We start from the raw sequence: 20316 nt of genomic DNA, 5'->3' as shown, positions 1-20316 counted from the left end.
ACACCCCATACAGGCGGAGATGACAAAAAATGGCGCAAAAAACGCTGCTGAAAGGCCGTGTGCTGAGCTTTGAGGGCTCGCCCTTTGACGGCAACCCCACTGATGCGGCGAAAATCAGCGAGGCGGTTCTGATCGACGGCGACCGCATTGCCGGCGTTGGGGAGGCCACTCGCCTGCGCGCAGATCACCCTGAGGCGGCGGTCGTCGATCACGGACAGCACGTGATCATGGCAGGGTTCGTGGATGCGCATGTGCATTACCCGCAGACGGCGATGATCGCCAGCTGGGGCAAACGCCTGATCGACTGGCTGAACACCTATACCTTCCCCGAAGAGATGAAGTTCGGCGACCCGACCTATGCCGCCGAGATTGCCAACCGCTATTTGGACCTGACGGCGGCACACGGCACCACCACCATGTGCAGCTTTTGCACGATTCATCCCGAAAGTGTGGACGCGGTTTTCACCGCAGCCCAGGCCCGCAATCAGCGGGTGGTCGCGGGGAAAACCTGTATGGATCGCAACGCGCCCGAGGGGCTGCGGGACACGGCGCAGACCGCCTATGACCAGTCGCAGGCGCTGTTGGAGAAATGGCACGGCATCGACCGGTTGTCATATGCCATCACGCCGCGCTTTTCACCCACCTCGACCCCTGAACAGCTTGAGGCCATGGGCGCGCTTTGGGCCGAGCATCCTCATTGCCTGATGCAGACCCATCTGAGCGAGCAGACCGATGAGATCACATGGGTCCGCGAGCTGTTCCCCGAGGCGCGGGATTATCTGGATACCTACGAGAAATTCGGCCTGCTGGGATCGCATGGCGTCTACGGCCATGTCATCCATTTGGAGACGCGCGAACGGGATCGTCTGCGCGAGGTGGACGCGGCGCTGATCCATTGCCCGACCTCGAATACGTTCATTGGCTCGGGTCTGTTCGACATGACCGGGTTGATGCGCGACGGGCACCGGGTAGGGCTGGCCACGGATACGGGCGGCGGGTCGAGCTTTTCAATGCTGCACACGATGGCCTCGGCCTATGAGATCGGCCAGCTGCGCGGCGCGCCCCTGCACGCGGCGCAGCTGTTGTGGTTGGGCACCGTGGGATCGGCGCGGTCGCTGCGGCTAGACGACCGGATCGGAAACGTTGAGCCGGGTATGGAAGCGGATCTGGTTGTGCTCGATTTGGCCTCAACCCCTGCTATCGCCCAGCGCGAAGCTTGTGCGGACGATATTTGGGAGGCGATCTTTCCAACCATCATGATGGGTGACGACCGCGCCATAGCAGAGGTCTGGGTCGGGGGACGGGCTGTTTCAATTTGATGGGCCTGCGGCCCATGCCTCCGGCGGGGATATTTTTGGTCAGATGAAAAGCGGATCCGTACCTAGTCCGCCAACGCGCGGGCTAGGCGGTTTTGGGTTTCGATGATTTTAGGCAGGTCCAGCGTTGTGATCTGCCCGTCGCGCACGATTTGGCGGCCTTCGACGAACAGGTGTTTGACCTTCATCGGACCGGACAACAACAGCGCAGCCTTGTCCCAGCTGCCTGCGCTTTCGATGCCACGCGTGTCCCAGATGGCAATGTCGGCGCGTTTTCCGGGCTCTAGCCGGCCACAATCAGGGCGGTTCAGCACATCCGCACCGCCGCGCGTGGCGATTTCCAGTGCCTCGCGGGAAGACATCGCATCGGCTCCGTTTGCGACCCGTTGCAGCAGCATGGTTTGCCGGGCTTCAAGGATCAGGCTGCCATTGTCATTGCTGGCCGAGCCGTCCGCGCCCAGACCCACCGGAACGCCGCGATCCCGCATCGCCCGGACCGGGGCGATCCCAGACCCCAGACGGCAATTCGAACAGGGGCAATGGGCGACGCCGGTTTGCGTGCGGGCGAACAGGTCAATCTCGGCCCCGTCCAGCTTAACGCAATGGGCGTGCCAGACGTCCGAACCCGTCCAGCCCAGATCCTCGGCATATTGCCCCGGACGGCAGCCGAATTGCGCCTGAGAATAGGCGATATCCTCGTCATTCTCGGCCAAATGGGTGTGTAGCATCACGCCCTTGTCCCGCGCCAGAACAGCTGTATCCCGCATCAAGTCGCGGCTGACCGAGAACGGCGAACAGGGGGCCAGCCCGACGCGGCACATTGCGCCTTCGGACGGATCATGGAAGGCGTCCACCACGCGGATCATGTCGTCTAGGATTGCCTGTTCCTTTTCAACCAACGCGTCCGGTGGCAAGCCCCCGTCGCTTTCGCCAATGCTCATCGCGCCTCGGGTCGGGTGAAAACGCAGGCCAATCTCGGCCGCCGCCGCTATGGTATCGTCCAATCTTGCGCCGTTGGGGTAAAGATACAGGTGATCAGAACTCAGGGTGCAGCCCGACAAAGCAAGCTCGGCCAGCCCGATCTGTGCCGAGACAAACATCTCTTCCGGCCCAAATCGTGACCAGATCGGGTAGAGCGTCTGCAACCACCGAAACAGCAATGCATTCTGCCCATTGGGGACAGCACGCGTAAGGGTCTGATAGAGGTGGTGGTGCGTGTTAACCAGACCCGGCGTGACGACGCATCCGGCTGCATCGTGCACGTCCCCCAGCGTTGTCAGCCCTTGGCCAATCGCAGCAATCTGACCGCCCCGGACCAAGATATCCGCACCCGCCAGTTCACGGCGCGCGTCATCCATGGTCAGGATTGAATCTGCGTTTTTGATAAGGAATTCTGTCACTTCGCCCTCCTTGCACATGCCCGTTTCATGCATGGAGTGCGATGGCTGGCGGAAAACGGGCTCAAGAACCAGCGGGATGAACGCTACCTGACCATCGCCCCCGCATCAACCTGTTTCAAACGTCGTGCAGAATGGCCAGCGCCTTGGCATGCAGGTCAGCATTCGCCGCAGCAAGCACGCGTCCACCCTGATGTGCCGGGCCACCTTGCCAGTCAGTTACGATACCGCCTGCAGCCTCGATCACTGCGATGGGTGCCTGAATATCATAGGCATTCAAGCCGCATTCAATCACCAGATCGACCTGCCCCGCTGCCAACAACGCGTAGGCATAACAATCCATGCCGTAACGTGTCAGGCGTACGTGCTGCGCTACGGATTCAAATCCTGCGCGTTCTTCCGAAGTTCCCACCTCGGGGAACGTGGTAAACAAAACGGCTTGATCCAGCGTTTCTGTCGCGCGCGTCTTCAAAGGTAGCGTACCAGTCGGACCTGAGACCTCGGCAGTATCCGCCGACCCTATGAAACGCTCGCCAATATAGGGCTGATCAATCACCCCCATGACGGGTCCGTCCTGAGTGCTGAGGGCAATCAGAACCCCCCAAGTCGGAGTACCACTGATGAAGCCTCGGGTTCCGTCGATCGGATCCAACACCCAGGTTCGACCGCTGAGACCCTCGACCTGCCCATATTCTTCGCCAAAAATGCCATCGTCTGGACGGTGACGCGCCAGAACCGCCCGCATGGCTTGTTCCGCCGCCCGATCCGCGACAGTGACCGGGTCAAACCCGTCAGTCAGCTTGTTCGAGGTTTCCAGATCCGGTTTCCGGAAAAAAGGAAGAATGACCTCGCGCGCGGCGTCGGCCATTTCCTGTGCTACTTCTATGTCACTGAGCGAGATCTGTTGCATGCGACACCCGTGAGGATCACCGGCATCAGAGTCAACCCGCTAATTCAAGCAACGTCGCTGAGAACCCGAGCCAGTTCGAAAAGACGGCGGCGCTGGTTTTCAGGAATCGCATAATACGAGCGGACCAGATCCAGTGCTTCCTTGTCCCCCATCAGATCCGCAGGAACCGATTTCTTGCCAGCGGTTTCTTTTTCGGCCTCTTCCAGACCTTCAAAGAAAAAGCTGACCGGAACATCTAGTGCCTCGGCAATGTCCCACAGGCGGGATGCGCTGATTCGGTTAGCCCCTGTTTCATACTTCTGGATTTGCTGAAACTTGATACCAACCTGCTGCGCCAGCTGCTGTTGAGTCATCCCAATCAGCCAACGGCGATGCCGTACGCGCTTGCCCACATGGACATCGACGTGATGGGTCATCGGTATTCTCCTCTACTACACACAACTCCCAGGGACGCACGGCGTACACCACCACCGCATCACTAGCGAGTCGCGCTTAACCACTCCCTAATTTGGAACATGCCCCCAAATCAGCACCATAGCGCAATATTGCGCCTTTTGGTGATTTTTTCAAGCGGGTTGAATCGAGATTACCCAACAATGGTTTACGGTTGTGCAATCGCAATAGACATAAACGCGTACACGCATTGCAATATTATGTAATTCCTGCGCTGCCTTAGGTTGTCTCGCCCGGTAATGAATTGACAACGGCAGGACAAACCGAATCTATGCCGCAAACACGGAGCGAGTTGATGCAGGCTTTTAGAATCGAAACCACCGGGGCCGAACCCCGGCTGTGCAATCTGGATATACCCGAGCCCGGTCCAGGACAGATTCGCGTTGCCATCAAAGCCTGTGGCCTGAATTTTGCCGATCTGTTGATGCAAAAGGGTACGTATCAGGACACGCCTCCGGCCCCATTCACCCAGGGCATGGAAATCGCTGGGATTGTCGACAGCTGCGGGCCTGACGTCACGCACCTTAATCCGGGCGATCGCATCGCCATCTATTCAGGCCAAGGTGGGCTAGCCGAGTATGGTGTATTCGAGGCTGCGCGGGCGATCCCGATGCCAGACAGCATGAGCTTTGAAAACGCCGCCGCGATCCAGATTGCCTACGGAACAGGGCATATGGCTTTGGATCACAGAGCGCAGCTACAACCGGGCGAAACACTTTTAGTCACCGGCGCCGCCGGAGGCGTTGGCTTAACTGCGGTTGAAATCGGCAAACTTATGGGGGCTACCGTCATCGCGCAAGCACGTGGCTCTGAAAAGTTGGAGGTGGCCCGCAAGGCGGGAGCTGATCACTTGATTGATAGCTCTGAAGACCTTCGCATGCGGGTCAAGGAACTGGGCGGCGCTGATGTCGTCTATGATGCAATCGGCGGCGATGTGTTCAAAGCCGCATTTCGCGCCACAAACCCCGAAGGAAGATTAGTGCCAATCGGCTTCGCCGGCGGCGAAGTCCCGCAAATCCCAGCGAATCATCTGCTGGTCAAAAACCTGACCGTCATAGGTTTTTATATCGGTGGGTATCTGAACTTCCGCCCGGAAATCGTGCAAAAGAGCTTTCAAACCCTGTTCCAGTGGCATACCGAAGGGCGCATAAAACCTTATATCAGTCATACGTTTCCGCTGACCGAAGCAGCCAGAGGTTTGCAGATGCTACGGGATCGGACCGCGACCGGAAAAGTCGTGATCACTATCTGAACCCCCTACCCCGCGACCGCCTTCAAGGGCGTGCCGACCAACATGCGGAAATTTTGACGGACCAAAGCAGCCAGGGCCTCGACCACATCACCTCGGCCCGCCTCTCCACCGTACAAGTTGATCATTTGCACAGGCAGATCGGGCAAAGCACCGCCGGAGTCGATAAGCTCGAGATGTGCGGCCTCGGTCCCTTCCAGCATCGCGCTTACAGCCAAGTCGGCACTGACCGTTGCCTCGATTGTACGATCATCTTCGGCGTCGACGGTCAGTTCCCAGGGAATGTCCTGTGCATCAAGGGCGCTGATCACCTTGGGTCGGAAAAGGCACCGGCGCCCCTCGGCCAAGGGCAATGGACGCTTACGCCAAGCAGACCCATTCGGCGCACCGACCCAGCGCAAAGGCAATTCTGCGATCGACTCAGCACCATCGGCCGCCCCGCCCTCGGTTGTCAGGATCAAATCACATTCGCCTTTCTTGAACATTTCCTTGAGCTGCAATGAGAAAGACGACACCAGTTGGATGCGCACCCGAGGGAAATCTGCATTGAACTGCTTCAAAACACGCGGAATGGCCGGGTATACGATGTCATGCGGTACACCAAGCACGACTTCCCCCTCATAGGCTTGGTCCGTCAGCTTCGAGATCACCTCATCATTCAACGCGACCATTCGCCGTGCGTACGCCAACAGCTGTTCGCCCGAGGGTGTCAGCGCAATGGTCCGACCGCTGCGGTCCAGCAGATCCAGACCCAAAAGCTCTTCCAAACGCTTCAGCTGCATTGAGACGGCAGATTGCGTCAGATGCAGGAACCCGGCGGCGCGGGTTACTCCGCCTTGGTCGGCTACAGCCACGAAGGATCGCAGCGTCGTAATATCGAGATTTCGCATCTTCACGATTCCTTATGGATCAGATCAAAAACATTCATTTTTAAAATGTGTCACACCACGCCATATAAATCAAGAAAGTTGATGAGACAGGCGATATTCATCGCAAATAGAGGAAAGGACATAAATTATGACCCAAGTTGCACTCCACCACCCCTGTCCACCGCGCCGCCGGTTTGGCTTGAAAACGTTGCTGGACGCCGTGTCTTTGTATCGCCAGCGCTGCACCCTGGCTCGGCTGGATGCCCGCGCGTTGGAAGACATCGGAATCACCCGCGAACAGGCCGAGGCAGAGGCCTCGCGCAAAATCTGGGATGCGCCGGAATTCTGGCAAAGATGATTTTTAAATTGATCTTTTTTCCTGGAATGGCGATCCGCATCAGCAGGTCGCCATTTTTGTTGTCAGTTTTAACCGGAATCCTGCGCTAAACCCTTGAAAGCTTGCCCGCAGTTGCCGATATTTGCGGGGAACGCCGCCCTCTTGCGGGCGCGCAAAGAATTAACGAAGGGAGACCCTTTTATGGCACAATTTGACACGATCCGGACGGCGGCCGGCGCGCGCGCTGCCCAGATTGACGAGGGCCTGCGCGCCCACATGAATAAAGTCTACGGCACAATGTCCGTCGGCATGCTGATAACATTTGCGGCGGCTTGGGCAATTGCCGGCCTGGCAACAACAACCGACCCATCGGCGGCAGCGGCGCAACTGAGCGCTGACAAATACCTGACATCGCTAGGTGCCGCCCTGTTTTCATCGCCGCTGAGATGGGTGATCATGTTCGCGCCGCTGGCCTTTGTTTTTGGCTTTAGCGCCGGGATCAACCGTATGTCGGCAGCAGCTGCGCAGACGGTATTCTACCTGTTCGCAGCCGTTATGGGCGTTTCGATCAGCTGGATCTTCTTGGTCTTTACCGGCGAGTCGATCATTCAGGTCTTCCTTATCACTGCCATCGCCTTTGCGGGGCTGTCGCTGTATGGCTACACGACCAAGAAAGATCTGTCGGCAATGGGCACGTTCCTGATCATGGGCGTGATTGGTCTGATCGTAGCATCGATCGTGAACATCTTCATTGCATCCTCGGCCATGGCCTTTGCAATCTCGGTCATCGGTGTGCTGATCTTCGCTGGACTGACCGCATACGACACGCAGAACATCAAAACCACTTACCTGCAAATGGCCCATTCGGGTGATCAGGAATGGTTGGGTAAAGCAGCGATCATGGGCGCACTGAGCCTGTATCTCGACTTTATCAACATGTTTATGTTCCTGCTGCAGTTATTCGGCAACCGCGAGTAACGCGGTCTTCAGACCACGCAATTCAGGGCGAGCCAATGGCTCGCCCTTTTTTTCGCGGGCTATTTAGTACACCAAAAAAGGCCCCCACCATCCAGTGAGGGCCTTTCGTCTTAGACGGCTTAAAGAAAAGATCAGCTGCAGTTCAGAGGAACAGCAAAGCCCGAGCTGCGCTGCGACGACCCTTTGCGGAACACATTACCCGCAGGCAAACAACCAGTGAACTGTTCGGCGTTACGACCGAAGGCTGCGCCGATTTCGTTGTCGATACGGGTCGAGTTATTCGCGGTGCGTAAGACACCATACAGCGTTCCGTTTACGCTTACTGTGCTAAGGAACAGGTTTGTGTCTGAACCGGTCAGCACGACTGAATTGGCGTCACTGCGGCCGCCATTGTCAATCGCGATCCGTGCGATTTTCTGCGGATCGGTTTCGCTTGTCGTCACGGGCACCGCCGGCAAGACGGCGAGTTCTGCGGGTACGTTCGTTGCCTCAGGCAGGAAGGCGACCGCACCCGGAACATCCGCAATTGTCCGGGGCTCACCATCAATGCCGGTAAAGCCGACACCTGAGCGATTGTAAGGGTCTTCACAGGCCGCAAGGGCCAGAACGGTAGCTGTGGATAACAAGATTTTTTTCATGACGGCCAACATTTTGGAACGATTAGCTGAAGCGTATGAGAAAGGCGTTCCAAAAAGCAACCCGCAGCCGTAGCGAATAGCTTTACGGCTGATGCGCCGTTGCAACGGCACAGATGCAGCACAAGGTCGTCCGAGATCCACCATCCAACCAGTTTCAAACGAAAAAAGGCCCCGTAAACACGAGGCCTTCTAAGCTGTCCAAGAGGGACGGCAGATTACTTAATCTTGCCTTCCTTGTACTCGACATGTTTCCGAGCGACCGGATCGTATTTACGAATGGTCATTTTCTCGGTCATGGTACGCGCGTTTTTCTTGGTCACGTAGAAGTGGCCCGTGCCCGCGGTCGAGTTCAGACGGATCTTGATTGTCGTCGGCTTCGCCATGGTTATCTCCTGCGTCCGAAAAGGCAGGGGCCTTTCGGTTGAATTCCTATGAGCGTGCGCTTTTACCCGGTCGCACAGCCGAGTCAACCTGAATCGGTGTCTTTTCCGCACAATTCCATCTGACGCGCGACGGCCGAACCGTGTCGATTTGGTGGGATCACGGTTCCGTGATACAGTTCTGCGGTCGGAGCAAGCCAAAAGGCTGCATTCCGGCGGGATGCACGAGGCATCGGATCACAGGCAAAACCTTGGGGTAGCGCGGTTTTATCATGCCGTACACTTGGGGGGCTATTATGACGGAATGGGAACTTCAGGCCGAGGAATTGGCCAATTGCAACTGCAACTTCGGTTGCCCGTGCCAATTCAGCGTTTTGCCGACGCATGGCAACTGCGAAGCGGTTGTTGTTTATGATATCCAAAGCGGCCACTACGGAGACACCGATCTTGCGGGAATCCGCGCGGCAGGCGTCTACTATTGGCCGGGCCCGATTCACGAAGGCAACGGCCAAATGCAATTGGTGATCGACGTCTCGGCCTCGGCCGATCAGCGGGCGGCGATGCAAGCTATCATGACTGGTCAGGACACGGATGAAATGGCGACATTCTGGTTCGTCTACAGCGCCATGGCACCAACCAAACACGAAACACTCTATGTACCGATCGAGTTGAGCTGGTCCCGCGAAGACCGCACAGGCCACGCAAAGGTTCATGGTGTCTTCGATCTTGAGGTCAATCCGATTCCACATATCGTATCGGGTCTGCCCCATCGGGCATCCATACAATTACCGAATGGGTTTGAATATCGTCAGGCCGAGGCCGCCTCGGGGAAAGCACAGACAACGGGTGGCGAGATCAGCCTGAGCTTTGACGCCACCCACGCGCATTTGGCGCATCTTAACATATCAGGCCACGGCGTTCTTGGCGCGTGAACAGGTGCGATCATGACCTCTGAGAACGACCCGGCCTCGGCCGGAGCCATTGATCGTGTTTTACGCCATGACCGACTAATCGTGTTGCTGGGTGTCCTCGCAGTCGTCCTTGGCGCTGCGTGGTACACAACAGTTGGCATTGGTATGAACATGTCCGCAGTAGACATGACCCGCATGGCCGGACCGATCGGAGAGCCAATGACAATGGCAGGTCAAACGGCGTGGTCCCTGCCCTACGCCATCCTTATTTTTCTAATGTGGTGGGTGATGATGGTCGCCATGATGACACCCAGCGCTGCTCCTACCGTTTTGCTTTATACCGCGATCAAACGCATGGGGCCTGAAAAGGCCCGGTCCGCTGTCCTGAGCATGGTTTTTCTGAGCGGTTATCTGGTAACTTGGGCGGCCTTCAGCGCATTGGCAACAGGAGCGCAATGGGGGTTGGAACAAGCCGGGTTATCTGACGGGCCGATGATGACGATCCGATCCCGAACCTTTGCCGGGATTATTCTGTTGGCGGCCGGGCTCTATCAACTGTCCAGCCTTAAAACTGCATGCCTGCGTCATTGCCGCAACCCTGCGCATTTTTTGGCCGACCACAGCAGACCGGGTGCAGTTGGCGCCTTTCGTACCGGCGCACTGCATGGGGCATATTGCCTTGGGTGCTGCTGGGCGCTGATGCTGCTGCTGTTTGTTGGCGGCGTTATGAACCTTTATTGGATTGTCGGGATCGCCGTGTATGTCGCGCTGGAAAAACTTATCCCGCATGCAAGATGGCTGGTTCCCCTGACCGGCATTGCCTTGATCGTATTCGGTGCTTGGTTGATCGCAGGGCTTTCGATTCCGGTGACGTGATCAAAATACTCGGCTTTCGGGGCCGGCCAACTTAAGGGTCCCCTTCATTTTTTCAGGAGGTAGACATGCCAATTTTCATTACTTACGCCACTTATTCGCAGGGCGGTGTCCGTGGGATGCTTAAGAAGCCGGCGGATCGGACGGGACCGGTGAAAGCTCTTTTAAAGACAGTCGGAGGCAAGTTATTGGCTTTTTATGTGACAACTGGCGAAAACGACGTGGTTGTTATCAGCGAGGCACCGGACGGAACTGATGCGGTCGCCGTCGGCATGGCCGTCGCAGCCTCGGGCGCAGTTTCCAAGGTCGAGACAGTTCGCGCATGGAAGGCCAAAGATTTTGTCGCGATTCAGAAAAAAGCTGCCAAACTTGCCGAAGCCTATTCACCCCCGGGCAAGTGAGCAGGGAATATGCGCGGAGGGCCTGTAAGCCGGATCTTGTTCCGGGGTTACCCCCTTCGATGACCATTCCTCTAGGCCGTGCATTGCTGCGCGGCTCAAGCTGCCAACCCGGTCCCTCTGGGCCAAGACAGGCTTAGCGGCGGTATCGGCGGGCGCCGACCGGCCCGCGCTGGGACCCTATTTGGCATTGCTCCCGGTGGGGCTTGCCGTGCCACCGCTGTTGCCAGCGGCGCGGTGGGCTCTTACCCCACCGTTTCACCCTTACCACACGCGTGTGGCGGTCTGATTTCTGTGGCGCTTTCCGTCGGGTTACCCCGCCCGGGCATTACCCGGCACCGTTGTCTTGTGGAGTCCGGACTTTCCTCTCGGGCCTTGCGACCCCAGCGGCCATCCGGCCCTCCGCGCGTGGGCTGGGTAGGCTTTGGGCCAGGCGGCGTCAAGGGTGGATTGGTTGGTAGAAGGGGCCAGCCCCTTCTTGGCCTACGGCCAATTCAACCCCGAGGTATTTTTGGCCAGATGAAGGACGGATCAGGTTCTAGGGGATAAGCGCGGCGAAATCGGCAGGGTGCAAAGGGCCTGTTGCACTTGGACGGTGACGCAGGCGCACAGTTGCCAGCAGCGTATCGTCGTCGGTTTGGGCAGTATAGCCTGCGGCGCGGGCAGCAGCGCGGAACGCCTCTTGTGTGAGATTTTGCGGACAATCGCCTGCGCCCGATTGGGCGGCAAGGGCTTGGTGTTCCAGCCGAGACCAAGGGAAGCGCCGGCCGGGGTCGATTTTGCGGCCCGGAGCCATGTCAGAATGACCGATTACACCGGAAGGCGGGATATTCCAGCGCGACATGATTGCGAGCAGAAGGATTTCGAGTGTCGTCAGTTGCGGCTCGGAAAAGGGGTGGTCGCCGCGATTGTCCAGCTCGATCCCGATCGAGCGCGAGTTGATGTCAGTTTGGCCGCGCCACTCACCTGCCCCGGCGTGCCAAGCACGGTCTTCTTCGCGCACCATCTGCCAGAGCGTGCCGCCACAACCGATCAGGTAGTGGGCGGACACCTCGTATTGCGGGTCGCAGAGGCGATCCAACGCCGCCTGGGCGCTGTTCATTGCGGTATAGTGCAGAACGACCAGCGACGGCCCCAACCCGTCTCTGCGTGAGCCGAAATTGGGGGAAGGGTGCCAGATCGGATTCAGGTCAGTTGTTGACGGCACTGCGAAACGCGCTGGGGTTCCAGCCGCAGGCATACCCGTCTCCGTCCGGGTCCAACCCCTTACGGTCGCGCTGCGGGCCACCATTGGACAGGAACTCGATCTGTGCTTGATCCGCCGACGGGAATTTTGCGCAATTCCTTTGCGCCTTGGCCTGTAGGTTGAACCCTGCCCGACTATAGAGCTGCGTACCAACCGGATTTGAAGTGCTTAACGCGTATTGCACAATGTTGGGCTGTCCATCGGTGCCCCGCTGAGGGATCGCTGTTGGGGCAACCACCTCGTAGGTTTGACGATTCTGTTCGATCCGTGCCGCATCTGACTCGATGGAACGGCGGTCAGATACAGCCCCAAAATCCTGCTCATCCGAGATGGCGTTGTTGCTCGGAAGCTCTGTCGCAACCGGAGCGGTCAAAGGTGCACCAGAGGCAGAAGTACTAGCCAAAGCCGCCGCAGTAGCAGAGGCCAGGTCTGCGTTGTCTCCCGATGGGGGCAGTGCTGTACCCGGCGCGCCAAGCGCCTGCTCTGACACGTCTACTGGGCCGACCAGAGGGTTGCCCCTGTAGCCTTGGCCAGCCAATTGGGCCTCACGCTGGGCCTGATAAGACGGTGTATTGAAGTCGGTCCCCTGGATCGGGGCCACCGTGTTGCAGGCGGCCACAAACCCGATTGCGGGGATCAGAAACGTAAATCGCATCCGGCTGCTCCGTGTTGTCTTGCCTGCGCCCAGACCTACCACCATTTGCCCGGCTTGGCCACAAACCCGGCGGCGTTTTCCAGCGCGTAGGCCGTGTTGAGCAGATCACCCTCTTCCCAAGGACGTCCGATCAACTGCAGACCCAACGGCAGACCCTGTGCGTCCAGACCTGCCGGGACAGAGACACCGGGCAGGCCCGCAAGGTTCACGGTGACGGTGAAGACGTCGTTCAGATACATCTGCACCGGATCGGCTTCGGTCATCTCACCCAGCCCGAACGACGCCGACGGGGTAGCGGGCGTCAGGATTGCGTCGACACCTGCGGCAAAGACGTCTTCGAAGTCTTTCTTGATCAGGGTACGTACGCGGCGGGCGCGGTTGTAGTAGGCGTCGTAGAAGCCCGCCGACAGCACATAGGTGCCGACCATCACACGGCGCTGAACTTCGTGACCGAAGCCTTCAGCGCGAGTTTTCTCGTACATTTCGGTGATGCCATCGCCCTGCGCCAGCGTGGCGCGGCGGCCATAGCGGACGCCGTCATAGCGCGCCAGATTCGAGGACGCCTCGGCCGGGGCAATCACGTAATAGGCAGGCAGCGCGTACTTGGTGTGCGGCAGCGAGATATCGACGATCTCGGCCCCAGCAGCTTTGAGCATCTCGGCGCCATCTGCCCAGAGCTTTTCGATCTCGGCCGGCATACCGTCCATACGGTATTCCTTAGGGATTCCGATTTTCTTGCCCTTGATGTCGCCGGTCAGCATCGCCTCAAAGTTCGGCACAGCCAATTCGGCGCTGGTGGAATCCTTGGGGTCATGGCCACACATGGTTTCCAGCATGATCGCCGCATCGCGCACGTTTTTGGTCATCGGACCGGCCTGATCCAGCGAGGACGCAAAGGCCACAATGCCCCAGCGAGAGCAACGGCCGTAGGTCGGCTTGATGCCGGCAATGCCGGTAAACGCGGCGGGCTGACGGATCGAACCGCCAGTGTCGGTGCCGGTTGCGGCCAGACACAGGTCAGCCGCCACAGCAGACGCCGAACCTCCCGACGAGCCGCCAGGTGTCAGTTGCGCGTCGTCATTGCCGCGCCGCCACGGGCTGACCGCGTTTCCGTAAACCGAGGTTTCGTTGGACGAGCCCATGGCGAATTCGTCCATGTTCAACTTGCCCAGCATAACAGCCCCGGCGTCGGCCAGTTGCTGAGACACTGTGGACTCGTATTCCGGCTTGAAGCCTTCCAGAATCTTCGAGGCCGCCTGAGAGGGCACGCCCTTGGTGCAGAACAGATCCTTGATGCCGATCGGCAGACCACACATGGAAGGCGCATCGCCTTCCTTGATCCGGGCATCCGCCGCCTTGGCGCGTTCCAGCGCGATCTCGGGCGTCTTGTGGACAAAAGCGTTCAGCGCGTCGGCGTCATCAATCGCTTTCAGGCAGGCTTCGGTCAGCTCGACCGAGGTTACGTCACCCTTGCGCAGCGCGTCGCGGGCCTCGGCCAGGCCCAGTTTGTTCAGATCGCTCATATCTTACTCCACCACTTTGGGGACTGCGTAAAAGCCCTCGCGCGCGTCGGGGGCGTTGGCCAGAACCTTGTCCTGCTGGTTTCCGTCGGTGACCACATCCTCGCGCCGTTTCAGGCGCATCGGCTCGACCGAGACCATGGGCTCGACACCTTCAACATCCACTTCGTTCAGTTGCTCGATGAACCCAAGGATGGTGTTGAATTCGGATGCCAGCGCGGGTAGCGCGTCATCCTCGACCTTGATCCGGGCCAGTTTGGCCACCTTGGCGGCTGTGCTTTGGTCAATCGACATCGGAAAACCTCATATGCGTTAGGTGGCGTTTACCTGTCTGCCGCCCCGGTCGCAAGAGCGGCAGGGGGCGGATTTTCCCGCCTTTCGCCCAGGCGACCCAAGCCGACTGCAAATGAAGCATACCCGCCATGCAAAAAATAAACCGATTAGTTCACTTTGCCTCTTGAAAAACTAAACTGAACTGTTCATTTCATACTCACGGAAACGCACAATCGGAGTTAAGACGATGAAAACGCTCATGACCGCCCTTGTATTGACCTCGACCCTTCTGGCAGCGCAGGCACAGGCATTCGGGCCGACCATGGGCAGCCTGACCCGCGACCTGACCTTCCCCGAAACGGTCTCGGAACCTGTCTCTCAAGATAAAACGAAGGTCGGTAAGTGATGTGACCCCCTTCGTCCGGGTCGGGTCCTCCTCTCCCCGACCCGGATTTTATACAATCGCCTGCTGCGCTTAATCTGATGACACGCTAGGATGGACACAAAGTCAGCCATTCGACGGAGCACAAGATGAACCCGCGCAAACAAGCAGTTCTGGACGCGATTGACGCGGCCAACGCACAAGACCCCAATCTGGAAGATGGCCAACCTGCCGCCCTGCTCTACGGTCAGCGCATGACCGCCGAGTTGGACCGGCTGTTCCCAAACGCCTCGGACCCACTGCAAATCGCGGCGCGCGGTCAGCATGTGGAACGTTGGAAGCTTGCCCGCAGTGAATACCCCGAAGGTCGTGCGGGCTATCTGGCATGGCGCAAAGCGCAAGCGGTTCATCACGCCGAAGTCGTCGCCGGGTTGATGGAGCTTAGTGAATATGGCGCCGGCGACATCGAAGCGGCTGAGCGAATGCTGCGCAAACAGGGCATCAAGCGCGACGACGAGGTTCAGGCGCTGGAAGATGTGATCTGTTTCGTGTTTCTAAAGTGGTATTTTGCACCCTTCGCCGCAAAGCACTCTGCCGAGAAAATCCAAAGCATCGTCGAAAAGACCGCCCGCAAAATGTCTGACGAGGGTCGCACGCGGGTATTGAAGGAATTTGACCTACCCAAAGAGCTTGCCGCCGCTTTCGAAAACTAACGCAGACGTATCATGTGCCTGCGATAGACCTCGATCATCCAGCCCAGCATGGTCGCATTCAGGATGTGCCACATGAAATGTGTACCCAACGGCAGATGGCCGCAGATCGGTTCATCCAGCGCCCGGAATGTAATTGAGGCGATCAGGATTATCGCGCCGATGGCCAGCCCTTTGGCCGTTTCCGGAACGCGCGTGCGCAACAAGAAGGCGTAGATCAGGATCAGCGACGGGACCGGCGCATAGGCCGCCGACCCGCCGAGACCCGGCACGAGTTGGAAAACAGGTATGGCCGCGGCTGCATACGGGATAAACAACGCCGTAACGATGGCGGCAAAAAGCGGCCGCATCTGCCAGACATCACGGTTGATCGCGAAAATGTAGACCAAAATATACAGCAGGATAGGCGCGACATCCGCTAGCGCCGCCCAGACTTGTGCATGTGTGTGGAACAGATAGCTGCCCACTCCGATCGCAGCCAGAATCGCCACCAGGGCTACGGCCAGCGGCATCCCCTGCCCCCGAACGCGCATCCACATAATCAACGCGGCAACCAGAAAGGCCGCGTTCGTGACCGCATTTATCGGCTCGGCCCAATAAGCGGGCGACAACCGTTCGCAATACCCGTCAATTTCCTGAAACCAGTCCATGAATTTTTACATAGCCGATGCTAGGTTGAAGCCAACAGACTGATTGGGAGGTTTTTTCATGAATATCATCTGGCTGGGTCACGGCAGCTTTCGCATCGAGACCGAAGGGCAAGTGTTGCTGATCGACCCGTGGTTGACCGGAAACCCGGTTTTGCCCGAAGACCAGCACGACGCAGCCCTTGAGGGGGCAACCCACATCCTGTTGACGCACACACATTTCGACCATGTCGCGGATGTTGTGTCACTGGCCAAGCACCTTAAGGTTCCAGTCGTCGGCCAATACGATTTGATGGGGTATTGGAGCGAATCCGAAGGGATCGAAACCGTGGGCTTCAACAAAGGTGGCACGGTAAACCTGAACGGCGTGATGGTGTCGATGGTTCCCGCGTCGCACAGCTCGACCTTCGCTACGCCCGATGGTTTGCGCACCGGTGGCAGCGAAGTCGGGTTCATGATCGCGGGTGATGGGCACATGCTATATGTGTCTGGGGATACGGACATAATGGCCGACATGGACTGGATGGGCGACTACTACAAACCCGATATCGGCATCCTGTCGGCAGGCGGGCATTTCACCTTGGATATGAAGGGGGCTGCATACGCTGCCAAGCGGTATTTCAATTTCAAAACCGTGATTCCATGCCACTACAAAACATTCCCGATCCTGGAACAATCCGCGCAAACGCTGATCGACAGGCTGCCCGGCGTAGATGTGATCGAGCCCGTGGTGATGCAGCCGATCAAACTATAGCGCACGAATGAGCCAAGGTATCGTTCCTTCCCCCGAATTGATCGCCGTTGTCAGACGGTGGAACGATGCCGTACGCCTCAAGGACCGCGCGACCTTGGTCAACATGCTCTCGTCTTCTGAGCATCTGCGGTATCAGGGATCAGCGGAAAACGAGGAGTGGTCGGGGCAGGTTTTTCGCCGAGGGTTTGCCGATCACACGAAAGAAATCCCCGACTTTGAGTGGGATGAACACTCGCTAGAAGCGTTTGAATGCGGCAGCGCGGGCTGGGCGCATTGCACCGCGACATTGACCTTTGCCTCGAATGGAAAGTCTGCATTTCACCGGTTTACATTTGTTTTGCATCTTGAGGACGGCGTCTGGAAAGTCGTGCAGGCGCATGTGTCCAACCCCACCTCGAACATGAAAAAAATCGGGATCGAGCACACTGCGCTGAACGTCCTGATAGACGCAGCGCGTCACGAATTTCAACATGACCAGACCGAAGGCACCGCTTCGGTCATGTTTACTGACATCGCGAATTCGTCGGTGATCACCCGGCGATTGGGTGATCGCAGATGGGCAGAGGTTATTGCGGACCATTTTGCCCTGACCTCGCAGATGATCGAGGCGACCCGCGGCCGGATGATCAAATCGCTTGGAGACGGAACCATGTCGATTTTCGCCTCTCCTCAAAACGCATTAAGGGCGGCGATCGAAATCCAGAGCCGAAACGCTGCAGCAGATTCCGACGCCCCATTTGGGCTGCGGATCGGCATTCACACCGGAGATGTCATACAGCGGAACGAGGATTTTTTCGGATCGGTCGTCAACAAGGCAGCCCGTGTCACCGATATCAGCGGGCCAAACGAAATTCACGTCACCGACGTAACGCGCCTTTTGGTCGGGGCAGAGGATAACTTGGTATTCAGACCACCTGCGTCAGTTTCGCTGAAAGGATTCGGCGGGCAGCAAGTTGTCTATCAACTGGATTGGTCTGCGAATTGAAGCAAAGACCAAATTACTTTTGCTCTCTTTTTTCAGCAAAAAACCGGCGCAACAGATCTTCACACTCGGCCGCAGCAATACCATCGAATACTTCGGGCTTGTGATGCGCTTGTGGATGCGAAAACACCCGCGCGCCATGCGCCACGCCGCCCGATTTGGGATCGGCTGCACCATAATACACCCGACAAATACGTGCAGCAGACAAGGCCGCAGCACACATCGCGCAGGGCTCCAACGTGACGTACAAGTCATGCTCGAGCAGACGCTCGGACCCAGCCTCGGCGCAGGCTGCGCGCAAAGCGAGTATCTCGGCATGTGCAGTCGGGTCATTCAGTTCTCGTGTTCGGTTTCCCGCTGCTGCGACCACCCGGCCACCCTGCACAATGACGGCGCCCACGGGAACCTCGCCGCGTTCGGCAGCCGCGCGCGCCTGATCTATCGCGATATTCATGTAAGACCTGAATGCCATGCCCCTGACTGCATCAGAAACCTGTCTTTCGCAAGGCGGCGGGATGCGCTATGGGCTGCGGATGACACAAACCCCTCCTCCCGGCGACCGGATCGCCAAAGTGCTTGCCCGCGCGGGCGTCGCCTCGCGCCGTGAAGCCGAACGCATGATCGAAGCTGGTCGTGTGACCGTGAATGGCAAGCCCATCACCAGCCCCGCCCTGAACGTCACCGGCAAAGACAGGATCACTGTTGACGGCAAGCCGGTGTCCGAACCGGAACCGTCGCGCTTGTGGTTGTATCACAAGCCCCCCGGTCTGGTGACAACGACGCGGGACGAAAAGGGCCGCGCGACGATCTTCGACAACCTGCCCGAGGACATGCCCCGAGTCATGAGCGTCGGGCGGCTGGACCTAAATTCCGAAGGGTTGCTGCTGTTGACCAATGACGGCGGCATCAAGCGCAAACTGGAGCTGCCCTCGACCGGATGGCTGCGCAAATACCGCGTGCGGGTGAATGGCCGCCCCAAGGACGAGGATTTTGCCCCCTTGCGCAAAGGGCTGGTTATTGAAGGCGAGCGGTTTTTACCCATGGACGTCTCGCTGGACCGTCAACAGGGCGCGAACGCATGGCTGACCATCGGCTTGCGCGAAGGCAAGAACCGCGAAATTCGCCGCGCGATGGAGGATATCGGTTACGCCGTGAACCGCCTGTTGCGTGTGTCTTACGGGCCGTTTCAACTGGGCAGCCTGAAGCCCGGCGAGGTCGAAGAAATTCGTCGCCGCGTGATGCGCGACCAATTGGGTTTGGACGCGGCCCCGGAAGCGCAAGCCAAACCCAAGGCTCGACCGCAAAGAAAACGGGCACCGATCGGCAAGAAATCTCGCAAGTGACGCGGGTTAGGCAACCTTCCCCCTAGCGTACACGCCCCTCATGCCCTAAATTTTATGTGAGGATCGTCTTTGGGGGGCATCATGTCCGGAACCGGAGTGCAGAAACTGGCCTACGCGGCCCTGGTGGTGCTGTTGTTTGGCGTTTGCACCGGCCTTCTGGGGGGCTTGTAGACGCATGGCCAAACGCTATGGCGGAAAATATAGCCCACACGGTGAAGCCGACCCGACCGAACAGCCGTCGCGTGGTCAGTTCGACGGCGTCCGGGTAGAACCTGCTGGTGCCCGCACCAACATTCTGTTCATCCCTCCCATACCATTGGTGTTTCTGTCGCTGAACGATGGCGCACTTGGCATGACCATTGGCCTGATTGCAGCGGCGCTGCTGACCGGCGCGGCGTTTCTTCTGCGCGAGGGTCTGCGCGCCGAAGCGGCTTATAACGCCCGTCGAACGGCGCGACGGCCCGCTATTCCGCGCAAGATCTTTGCCAGTGTTCTCACGGGGCTTGGTACGGCGTTGGCGTCTTACAGAGTGGAATTTCTGGACGCAGCAGCGGCGTCAGACGTCGGCATCATCGCGCCTGTTCTGTTTGGCCTAGCAGCCGCGGCGCTGCATTCCGTGTCTTTCGGACTGGATCCGATGAAAGACAAGGGAATGGAGGGCATCGATACCTTTCAACAGGACCGCGTGGCCCGCGTGATCGAAGATGCCGAGACCCATCTGGCCGAGATGACGGATGCAATCAAACGCGCAGGCGACCGACAGATCGAGGCTCGCGTTGAACGATTTCAGGACACTGCGCGCGAATTATTTCGTACGGTCGAAGAGGACCCGCGCGATCTCGCGGGGGCGCGCAAATACCTGACCGTCTATCTGCAAGGTGCACGTGATGCGACCGTCAAATTCTCGGATGTCTATGCCCGCACGCGGGACGCACAAGCCCTTGCCGGTTACTCGGAATTGCTAGACGATTTGGAGCAGAATTTCGCGGCTCGAACCCGCAAGATGCTATTGGATGACCGCAGTGATCTGACGGTTGAAATTGACGTGTTGCGCGAACGGTTGCAGCGCGAAGGCGTCCGGTTGGACTGACCGGC

General features: G+C 58.3%; 25 protein-coding genes and 1 other RNA gene. 13 read left to right on the top strand and 13 right to left on the bottom strand.

The features are described 5' to 3' along the window. Positions 1 to 29: 29 nt before the first annotated feature. Entirely contained in the window at positions 30 to 1319 is a 1290-nt protein-coding gene (gene guaD, locus AC2FNR_RS21350; protein ID WP_496851325.1) for a guanine deaminase, read from the top strand. Between the two features lie 62 nt (positions 1320 to 1381). Here the strand turns inward: guaD and AC2FNR_RS21345 are convergent, their stop codons facing one another. The 3 genes from AC2FNR_RS21345 to AC2FNR_RS21335 all read right to left on the bottom strand — a co-directional run bounded on the left by AC2FNR_RS21345 (position 1382) and on the right by AC2FNR_RS21335 (position 4039). Continuing rightward, complete coding sequence (locus tag AC2FNR_RS21345; protein ID WP_496851323.1) at positions 1382 to 2716, bottom strand: 8-oxoguanine deaminase; 1335 nt, start codon at positions 2714 to 2716, stop codon at positions 1382 to 1384. A gap of 115 nt (positions 2717 to 2831) precedes the next feature. Beyond that, positions 2832 to 3623 carry a histidinol-phosphatase gene (gene hisN, locus AC2FNR_RS21340; protein WP_353393718.1) on the bottom strand — a complete coding sequence of 264 codons (792 nt, stop codon included), beginning with the start codon at positions 3621 to 3623 and terminating at the stop codon, positions 2832 to 2834. Positions 3624 to 3667: 44 nt separating this feature from the next. Further along, a complete protein-coding gene (locus AC2FNR_RS21335) occupies positions 3668 to 4039 on the bottom strand; it encodes a helix-turn-helix domain-containing protein (protein ID WP_170352458.1) in 372 nt (123 codons plus the stop codon). A gap of 332 nt (positions 4040 to 4371) precedes the next feature. Between AC2FNR_RS21335 and AC2FNR_RS21330 the strand changes: the two genes are divergently transcribed. Then, positions 4372 to 5328, top strand: coding sequence for an NADPH:quinone oxidoreductase family protein (locus AC2FNR_RS21330; protein WP_496851320.1), 957 nt, complete (start codon positions 4372 to 4374; stop codon positions 5326 to 5328). Between the two features lie 5 nt (positions 5329 to 5333). Here the strand turns inward: AC2FNR_RS21330 and AC2FNR_RS21325 are convergent, their stop codons facing one another. Beyond that, positions 5334 to 6215, bottom strand: a complete 882-nt coding sequence (locus AC2FNR_RS21325) for a LysR family transcriptional regulator (RefSeq protein WP_496851318.1) — start codon at positions 6213 to 6215, stop codon at positions 5334 to 5336. A 127-nt stretch (positions 6216 to 6342) separates the two neighbouring features. Between AC2FNR_RS21325 and AC2FNR_RS21320 the strand changes: the two genes are divergently transcribed. Next, the gene (locus AC2FNR_RS21320) at positions 6343 to 6552 is read left to right on the top strand and encodes a DUF1127 domain-containing protein (RefSeq protein ID WP_209195018.1); all 210 of its coding nucleotides are present in this window, start codon (positions 6343 to 6345) and stop codon (positions 6550 to 6552) included. A 180-nt stretch (positions 6553 to 6732) separates the two neighbouring features. After that, the gene (locus AC2FNR_RS21315; protein WP_170352454.1) at positions 6733 to 7509 is read left to right on the top strand and encodes a Bax inhibitor-1/YccA family protein; all 777 of its coding nucleotides are present in this window, start codon (positions 6733 to 6735) and stop codon (positions 7507 to 7509) included. A 131-nt stretch (positions 7510 to 7640) separates the two neighbouring features. Here the strand turns inward: AC2FNR_RS21315 and AC2FNR_RS21310 are convergent, their stop codons facing one another. Then, on the bottom strand, positions 7641 to 8147 hold the full coding sequence (locus AC2FNR_RS21310) for a hypothetical protein (RefSeq protein WP_170352453.1): 507 nt from the start codon (positions 8145 to 8147) through the stop codon (positions 7641 to 7643). 215 nt (positions 8148 to 8362) lie between these two features. Further along, a complete protein-coding gene (gene rpmG, locus AC2FNR_RS21305; protein ID WP_010441901.1) occupies positions 8363 to 8530 on the bottom strand; it encodes a 50S ribosomal protein L33 in 168 nt (55 codons plus the stop codon). Between the two features lie 293 nt (positions 8531 to 8823). Here rpmG and AC2FNR_RS21300 point away from each other — a divergent pair, with 293 nt between their 5' ends. From AC2FNR_RS21300 to AC2FNR_RS21290, 3 genes are all read left to right on the top strand, one after another. Next, complete coding sequence (locus AC2FNR_RS21300; protein WP_170753217.1) at positions 8824 to 9459, top strand: DUF1326 domain-containing protein; 636 nt, start codon at positions 8824 to 8826, stop codon at positions 9457 to 9459. Positions 9460 to 9471: 12 nt separating this feature from the next. Next, positions 9472 to 10314, top strand: a complete 843-nt coding sequence (locus AC2FNR_RS21295; RefSeq protein ID WP_496851315.1) for a DUF2182 domain-containing protein — start codon at positions 9472 to 9474, stop codon at positions 10312 to 10314. Positions 10315 to 10379: 65 nt separating this feature from the next. Continuing rightward, complete coding sequence (locus AC2FNR_RS21290) at positions 10380 to 10712, top strand: GYD domain-containing protein (RefSeq protein WP_496851313.1); 333 nt, start codon at positions 10380 to 10382, stop codon at positions 10710 to 10712. Between the two features lie 9 nt (positions 10713 to 10721). On the opposite strand, the gene rnpB is transcribed toward AC2FNR_RS21290, so the two are convergent. The 5 genes from rnpB to gatC form a co-directional block, all read right to left on the bottom strand. Continuing rightward, an RNA gene (gene rnpB, locus AC2FNR_RS21285) (RNase P RNA component class A) lies at positions 10722 to 11115 on the bottom strand. A 132-nt stretch (positions 11116 to 11247) separates the two neighbouring features. After that, on the bottom strand, positions 11248 to 11949 hold the full coding sequence (locus tag AC2FNR_RS21280; protein ID WP_496851311.1) for an N-acetylmuramoyl-L-alanine amidase: 702 nt from the start codon (positions 11947 to 11949) through the stop codon (positions 11248 to 11250). Further along, a complete protein-coding gene (locus AC2FNR_RS21275; protein ID WP_496851309.1) occupies positions 11900 to 12610 on the bottom strand; it encodes a hypothetical protein in 711 nt (236 codons plus the stop codon). Before AC2FNR_RS21275 ends, AC2FNR_RS21280 begins: the two co-directional genes overlap by 50 nt. Before the next feature lie 35 nt (positions 12611 to 12645). Further along, positions 12646 to 14133, bottom strand: coding sequence for an Asp-tRNA(Asn)/Glu-tRNA(Gln) amidotransferase subunit GatA (gatA, locus tag AC2FNR_RS21270; RefSeq protein WP_496851307.1), 1488 nt, complete (start codon positions 14131 to 14133; stop codon positions 12646 to 12648). A 3-nt stretch (positions 14134 to 14136) separates the two neighbouring features. Then, complete coding sequence (gene gatC, locus AC2FNR_RS21265) at positions 14137 to 14424, bottom strand: Asp-tRNA(Asn)/Glu-tRNA(Gln) amidotransferase subunit GatC (RefSeq protein WP_496851305.1); 288 nt, start codon at positions 14422 to 14424, stop codon at positions 14137 to 14139. Positions 14425 to 14650: 226 nt separating this feature from the next. Between gatC and AC2FNR_RS21260 the strand changes: the two genes are divergently transcribed. Both AC2FNR_RS21260 and AC2FNR_RS21255 read left to right on the top strand, forming a co-directional pair. After that, positions 14651 to 14809, top strand: a complete 159-nt coding sequence (locus AC2FNR_RS21260; RefSeq protein WP_496851303.1) for a hypothetical protein — start codon at positions 14651 to 14653, stop codon at positions 14807 to 14809. 125 nt (positions 14810 to 14934) lie between these two features. After that, positions 14935 to 15498, top strand: a complete 564-nt coding sequence (locus tag AC2FNR_RS21255) for a DUF4202 domain-containing protein (protein WP_496851301.1) — start codon at positions 14935 to 14937, stop codon at positions 15496 to 15498. Here the strand turns inward: AC2FNR_RS21255 and AC2FNR_RS21250 are convergent. Beyond that, entirely contained in the window at positions 15495 to 16145 is a 651-nt protein-coding gene (locus tag AC2FNR_RS21250) for a ceramidase domain-containing protein (RefSeq protein ID WP_496851299.1), read from the bottom strand. The genes AC2FNR_RS21255 and AC2FNR_RS21250 overlap by 4 nt on opposite strands. A gap of 58 nt (positions 16146 to 16203) precedes the next feature. Between AC2FNR_RS21250 and AC2FNR_RS21245 the strand changes: the two genes are divergently transcribed. Continuing rightward, positions 16204 to 16896: a metal-dependent hydrolase gene (locus tag AC2FNR_RS21245; protein ID WP_496851298.1), complete on the top strand. Its 693-nt coding sequence runs from the start codon at positions 16204 to 16206 to the stop codon at positions 16894 to 16896. Between the two features lie 7 nt (positions 16897 to 16903). Beyond that, positions 16904 to 17881: an adenylate/guanylate cyclase domain-containing protein gene (locus tag AC2FNR_RS21240; protein ID WP_496851296.1), complete on the top strand. Its 978-nt coding sequence runs from the start codon at positions 16904 to 16906 to the stop codon at positions 17879 to 17881. Between the two features lie 13 nt (positions 17882 to 17894). Here the strand turns inward: AC2FNR_RS21240 and AC2FNR_RS21235 are convergent, their stop codons facing one another. Further along, positions 17895 to 18350: a nucleoside deaminase gene (locus AC2FNR_RS21235; RefSeq protein WP_496851294.1), complete on the bottom strand. Its 456-nt coding sequence runs from the start codon at positions 18348 to 18350 to the stop codon at positions 17895 to 17897. Between AC2FNR_RS21235 and AC2FNR_RS21230 the strand changes: the two genes are divergently transcribed. Both AC2FNR_RS21230 and AC2FNR_RS21225 read left to right on the top strand, forming a co-directional pair. Beyond that, positions 18349 to 19221 carry a pseudouridine synthase gene (locus AC2FNR_RS21230; protein ID WP_480867742.1) on the top strand — a complete coding sequence of 291 codons (873 nt, stop codon included), beginning with the start codon at positions 18349 to 18351 and terminating at the stop codon, positions 19219 to 19221. The two genes, AC2FNR_RS21235 and AC2FNR_RS21230, sit on opposite strands and share 2 nt — an antisense overlap. Positions 19222 to 19396: 175 nt before the next feature. Continuing rightward, complete coding sequence (locus tag AC2FNR_RS21225; RefSeq protein WP_496851292.1) at positions 19397 to 20311, top strand: 5-bromo-4-chloroindolyl phosphate hydrolysis family protein; 915 nt, start codon at positions 19397 to 19399, stop codon at positions 20309 to 20311. The last annotated feature ends 5 nt before the right edge of the window (positions 20312 to 20316 follow it).

This window comes from Ruegeria sp. SATB045 (genome assembly GCF_059613525.1).
This window is presented reverse-complemented; position numbering and strand designations above follow the sequence as displayed.

What these genes read in the sequence shown, in the direction of transcription:
- guaD (WP_496851325.1), top strand. Translation starts at nt 30, where the DNA reads ATGGCGCAAAAAACGCTGCTGAAAGGCCGTGTGCTGAGCTTTGAGGGC.
- hisN (WP_353393718.1), bottom strand. Translation starts at nt 3,623, where the DNA reads ATGCAACAGATCTCGCTCAGTGACATAGAAGTAGCACAGGAAATGGCC.
- AC2FNR_RS21335 (WP_170352458.1), bottom strand. Translation starts at nt 4,039, where the DNA reads ATGACCCATCACGTCGATGTCCATGTGGGCAAGCGCGTACGGCATCGC.
- AC2FNR_RS21330 (WP_496851320.1), top strand. Translation starts at nt 4,372, where the DNA reads ATGCAGGCTTTTAGAATCGAAACCACCGGGGCCGAACCCCGGCTGTGC.
- AC2FNR_RS21325 (WP_496851318.1), bottom strand. Translation starts at nt 6,215, where the DNA reads ATGCGAAATCTCGATATTACGACGCTGCGATCCTTCGTGGCTGTAGCC.
- AC2FNR_RS21320 (WP_209195018.1), top strand. Translation starts at nt 6,343, where the DNA reads ATGACCCAAGTTGCACTCCACCACCCCTGTCCACCGCGCCGCCGGTTT.
- AC2FNR_RS21315 (WP_170352454.1), top strand. Translation starts at nt 6,733, where the DNA reads ATGGCACAATTTGACACGATCCGGACGGCGGCCGGCGCGCGCGCTGCC.
- AC2FNR_RS21310 (WP_170352453.1), bottom strand. Translation starts at nt 8,147, where the DNA reads ATGAAAAAAATCTTGTTATCCACAGCTACCGTTCTGGCCCTTGCGGCC.
- rpmG (WP_010441901.1), bottom strand. Translation starts at nt 8,530, where the DNA reads ATGGCGAAGCCGACGACAATCAAGATCCGTCTGAACTCGACCGCGGGC.
- AC2FNR_RS21300 (WP_170753217.1), top strand. Translation starts at nt 8,824, where the DNA reads ATGACGGAATGGGAACTTCAGGCCGAGGAATTGGCCAATTGCAACTGC.
- AC2FNR_RS21295 (WP_496851315.1), top strand. Translation starts at nt 9,472, where the DNA reads ATGACCTCTGAGAACGACCCGGCCTCGGCCGGAGCCATTGATCGTGTT.
- AC2FNR_RS21290 (WP_496851313.1), top strand. Translation starts at nt 10,380, where the DNA reads ATGCCAATTTTCATTACTTACGCCACTTATTCGCAGGGCGGTGTCCGT.
- AC2FNR_RS21280 (WP_496851311.1), bottom strand. Translation starts at nt 11,949, where the DNA reads ATGCCTGCGGCTGGAACCCCAGCGCGTTTCGCAGTGCCGTCAACAACT.
- AC2FNR_RS21275 (WP_496851309.1), bottom strand. Translation starts at nt 12,610, where the DNA reads ATGCGATTTACGTTTCTGATCCCCGCAATCGGGTTTGTGGCCGCCTGC.
- gatA (WP_496851307.1), bottom strand. Translation starts at nt 14,133, where the DNA reads ATGAGCGATCTGAACAAACTGGGCCTGGCCGAGGCCCGCGACGCGCTG.
- gatC (WP_496851305.1), bottom strand. Translation starts at nt 14,424, where the DNA reads ATGTCGATTGACCAAAGCACAGCCGCCAAGGTGGCCAAACTGGCCCGG.
- AC2FNR_RS21260 (WP_496851303.1), top strand. Translation starts at nt 14,651, where the DNA reads ATGAAAACGCTCATGACCGCCCTTGTATTGACCTCGACCCTTCTGGCA.
- AC2FNR_RS21255 (WP_496851301.1), top strand. Translation starts at nt 14,935, where the DNA reads ATGAACCCGCGCAAACAAGCAGTTCTGGACGCGATTGACGCGGCCAAC.
- AC2FNR_RS21250 (WP_496851299.1), bottom strand. Translation starts at nt 16,145, where the DNA reads ATGGACTGGTTTCAGGAAATTGACGGGTATTGCGAACGGTTGTCGCCC.
- AC2FNR_RS21245 (WP_496851298.1), top strand. Translation starts at nt 16,204, where the DNA reads ATGAATATCATCTGGCTGGGTCACGGCAGCTTTCGCATCGAGACCGAA.
- AC2FNR_RS21240 (WP_496851296.1), top strand. Translation starts at nt 16,904, where the DNA reads ATGAGCCAAGGTATCGTTCCTTCCCCCGAATTGATCGCCGTTGTCAGA.
- AC2FNR_RS21230 (WP_480867742.1), top strand. Translation starts at nt 18,349, where the DNA reads ATGCCCCTGACTGCATCAGAAACCTGTCTTTCGCAAGGCGGCGGGATG.
- AC2FNR_RS21235 (WP_496851294.1), bottom strand. Translation starts at nt 18,350, where the DNA reads ATGGCATTCAGGTCTTACATGAATATCGCGATAGATCAGGCGCGCGCG.
- AC2FNR_RS21225 (WP_496851292.1), top strand. Translation starts at nt 19,397, where the DNA reads ATGGCCAAACGCTATGGCGGAAAATATAGCCCACACGGTGAAGCCGAC.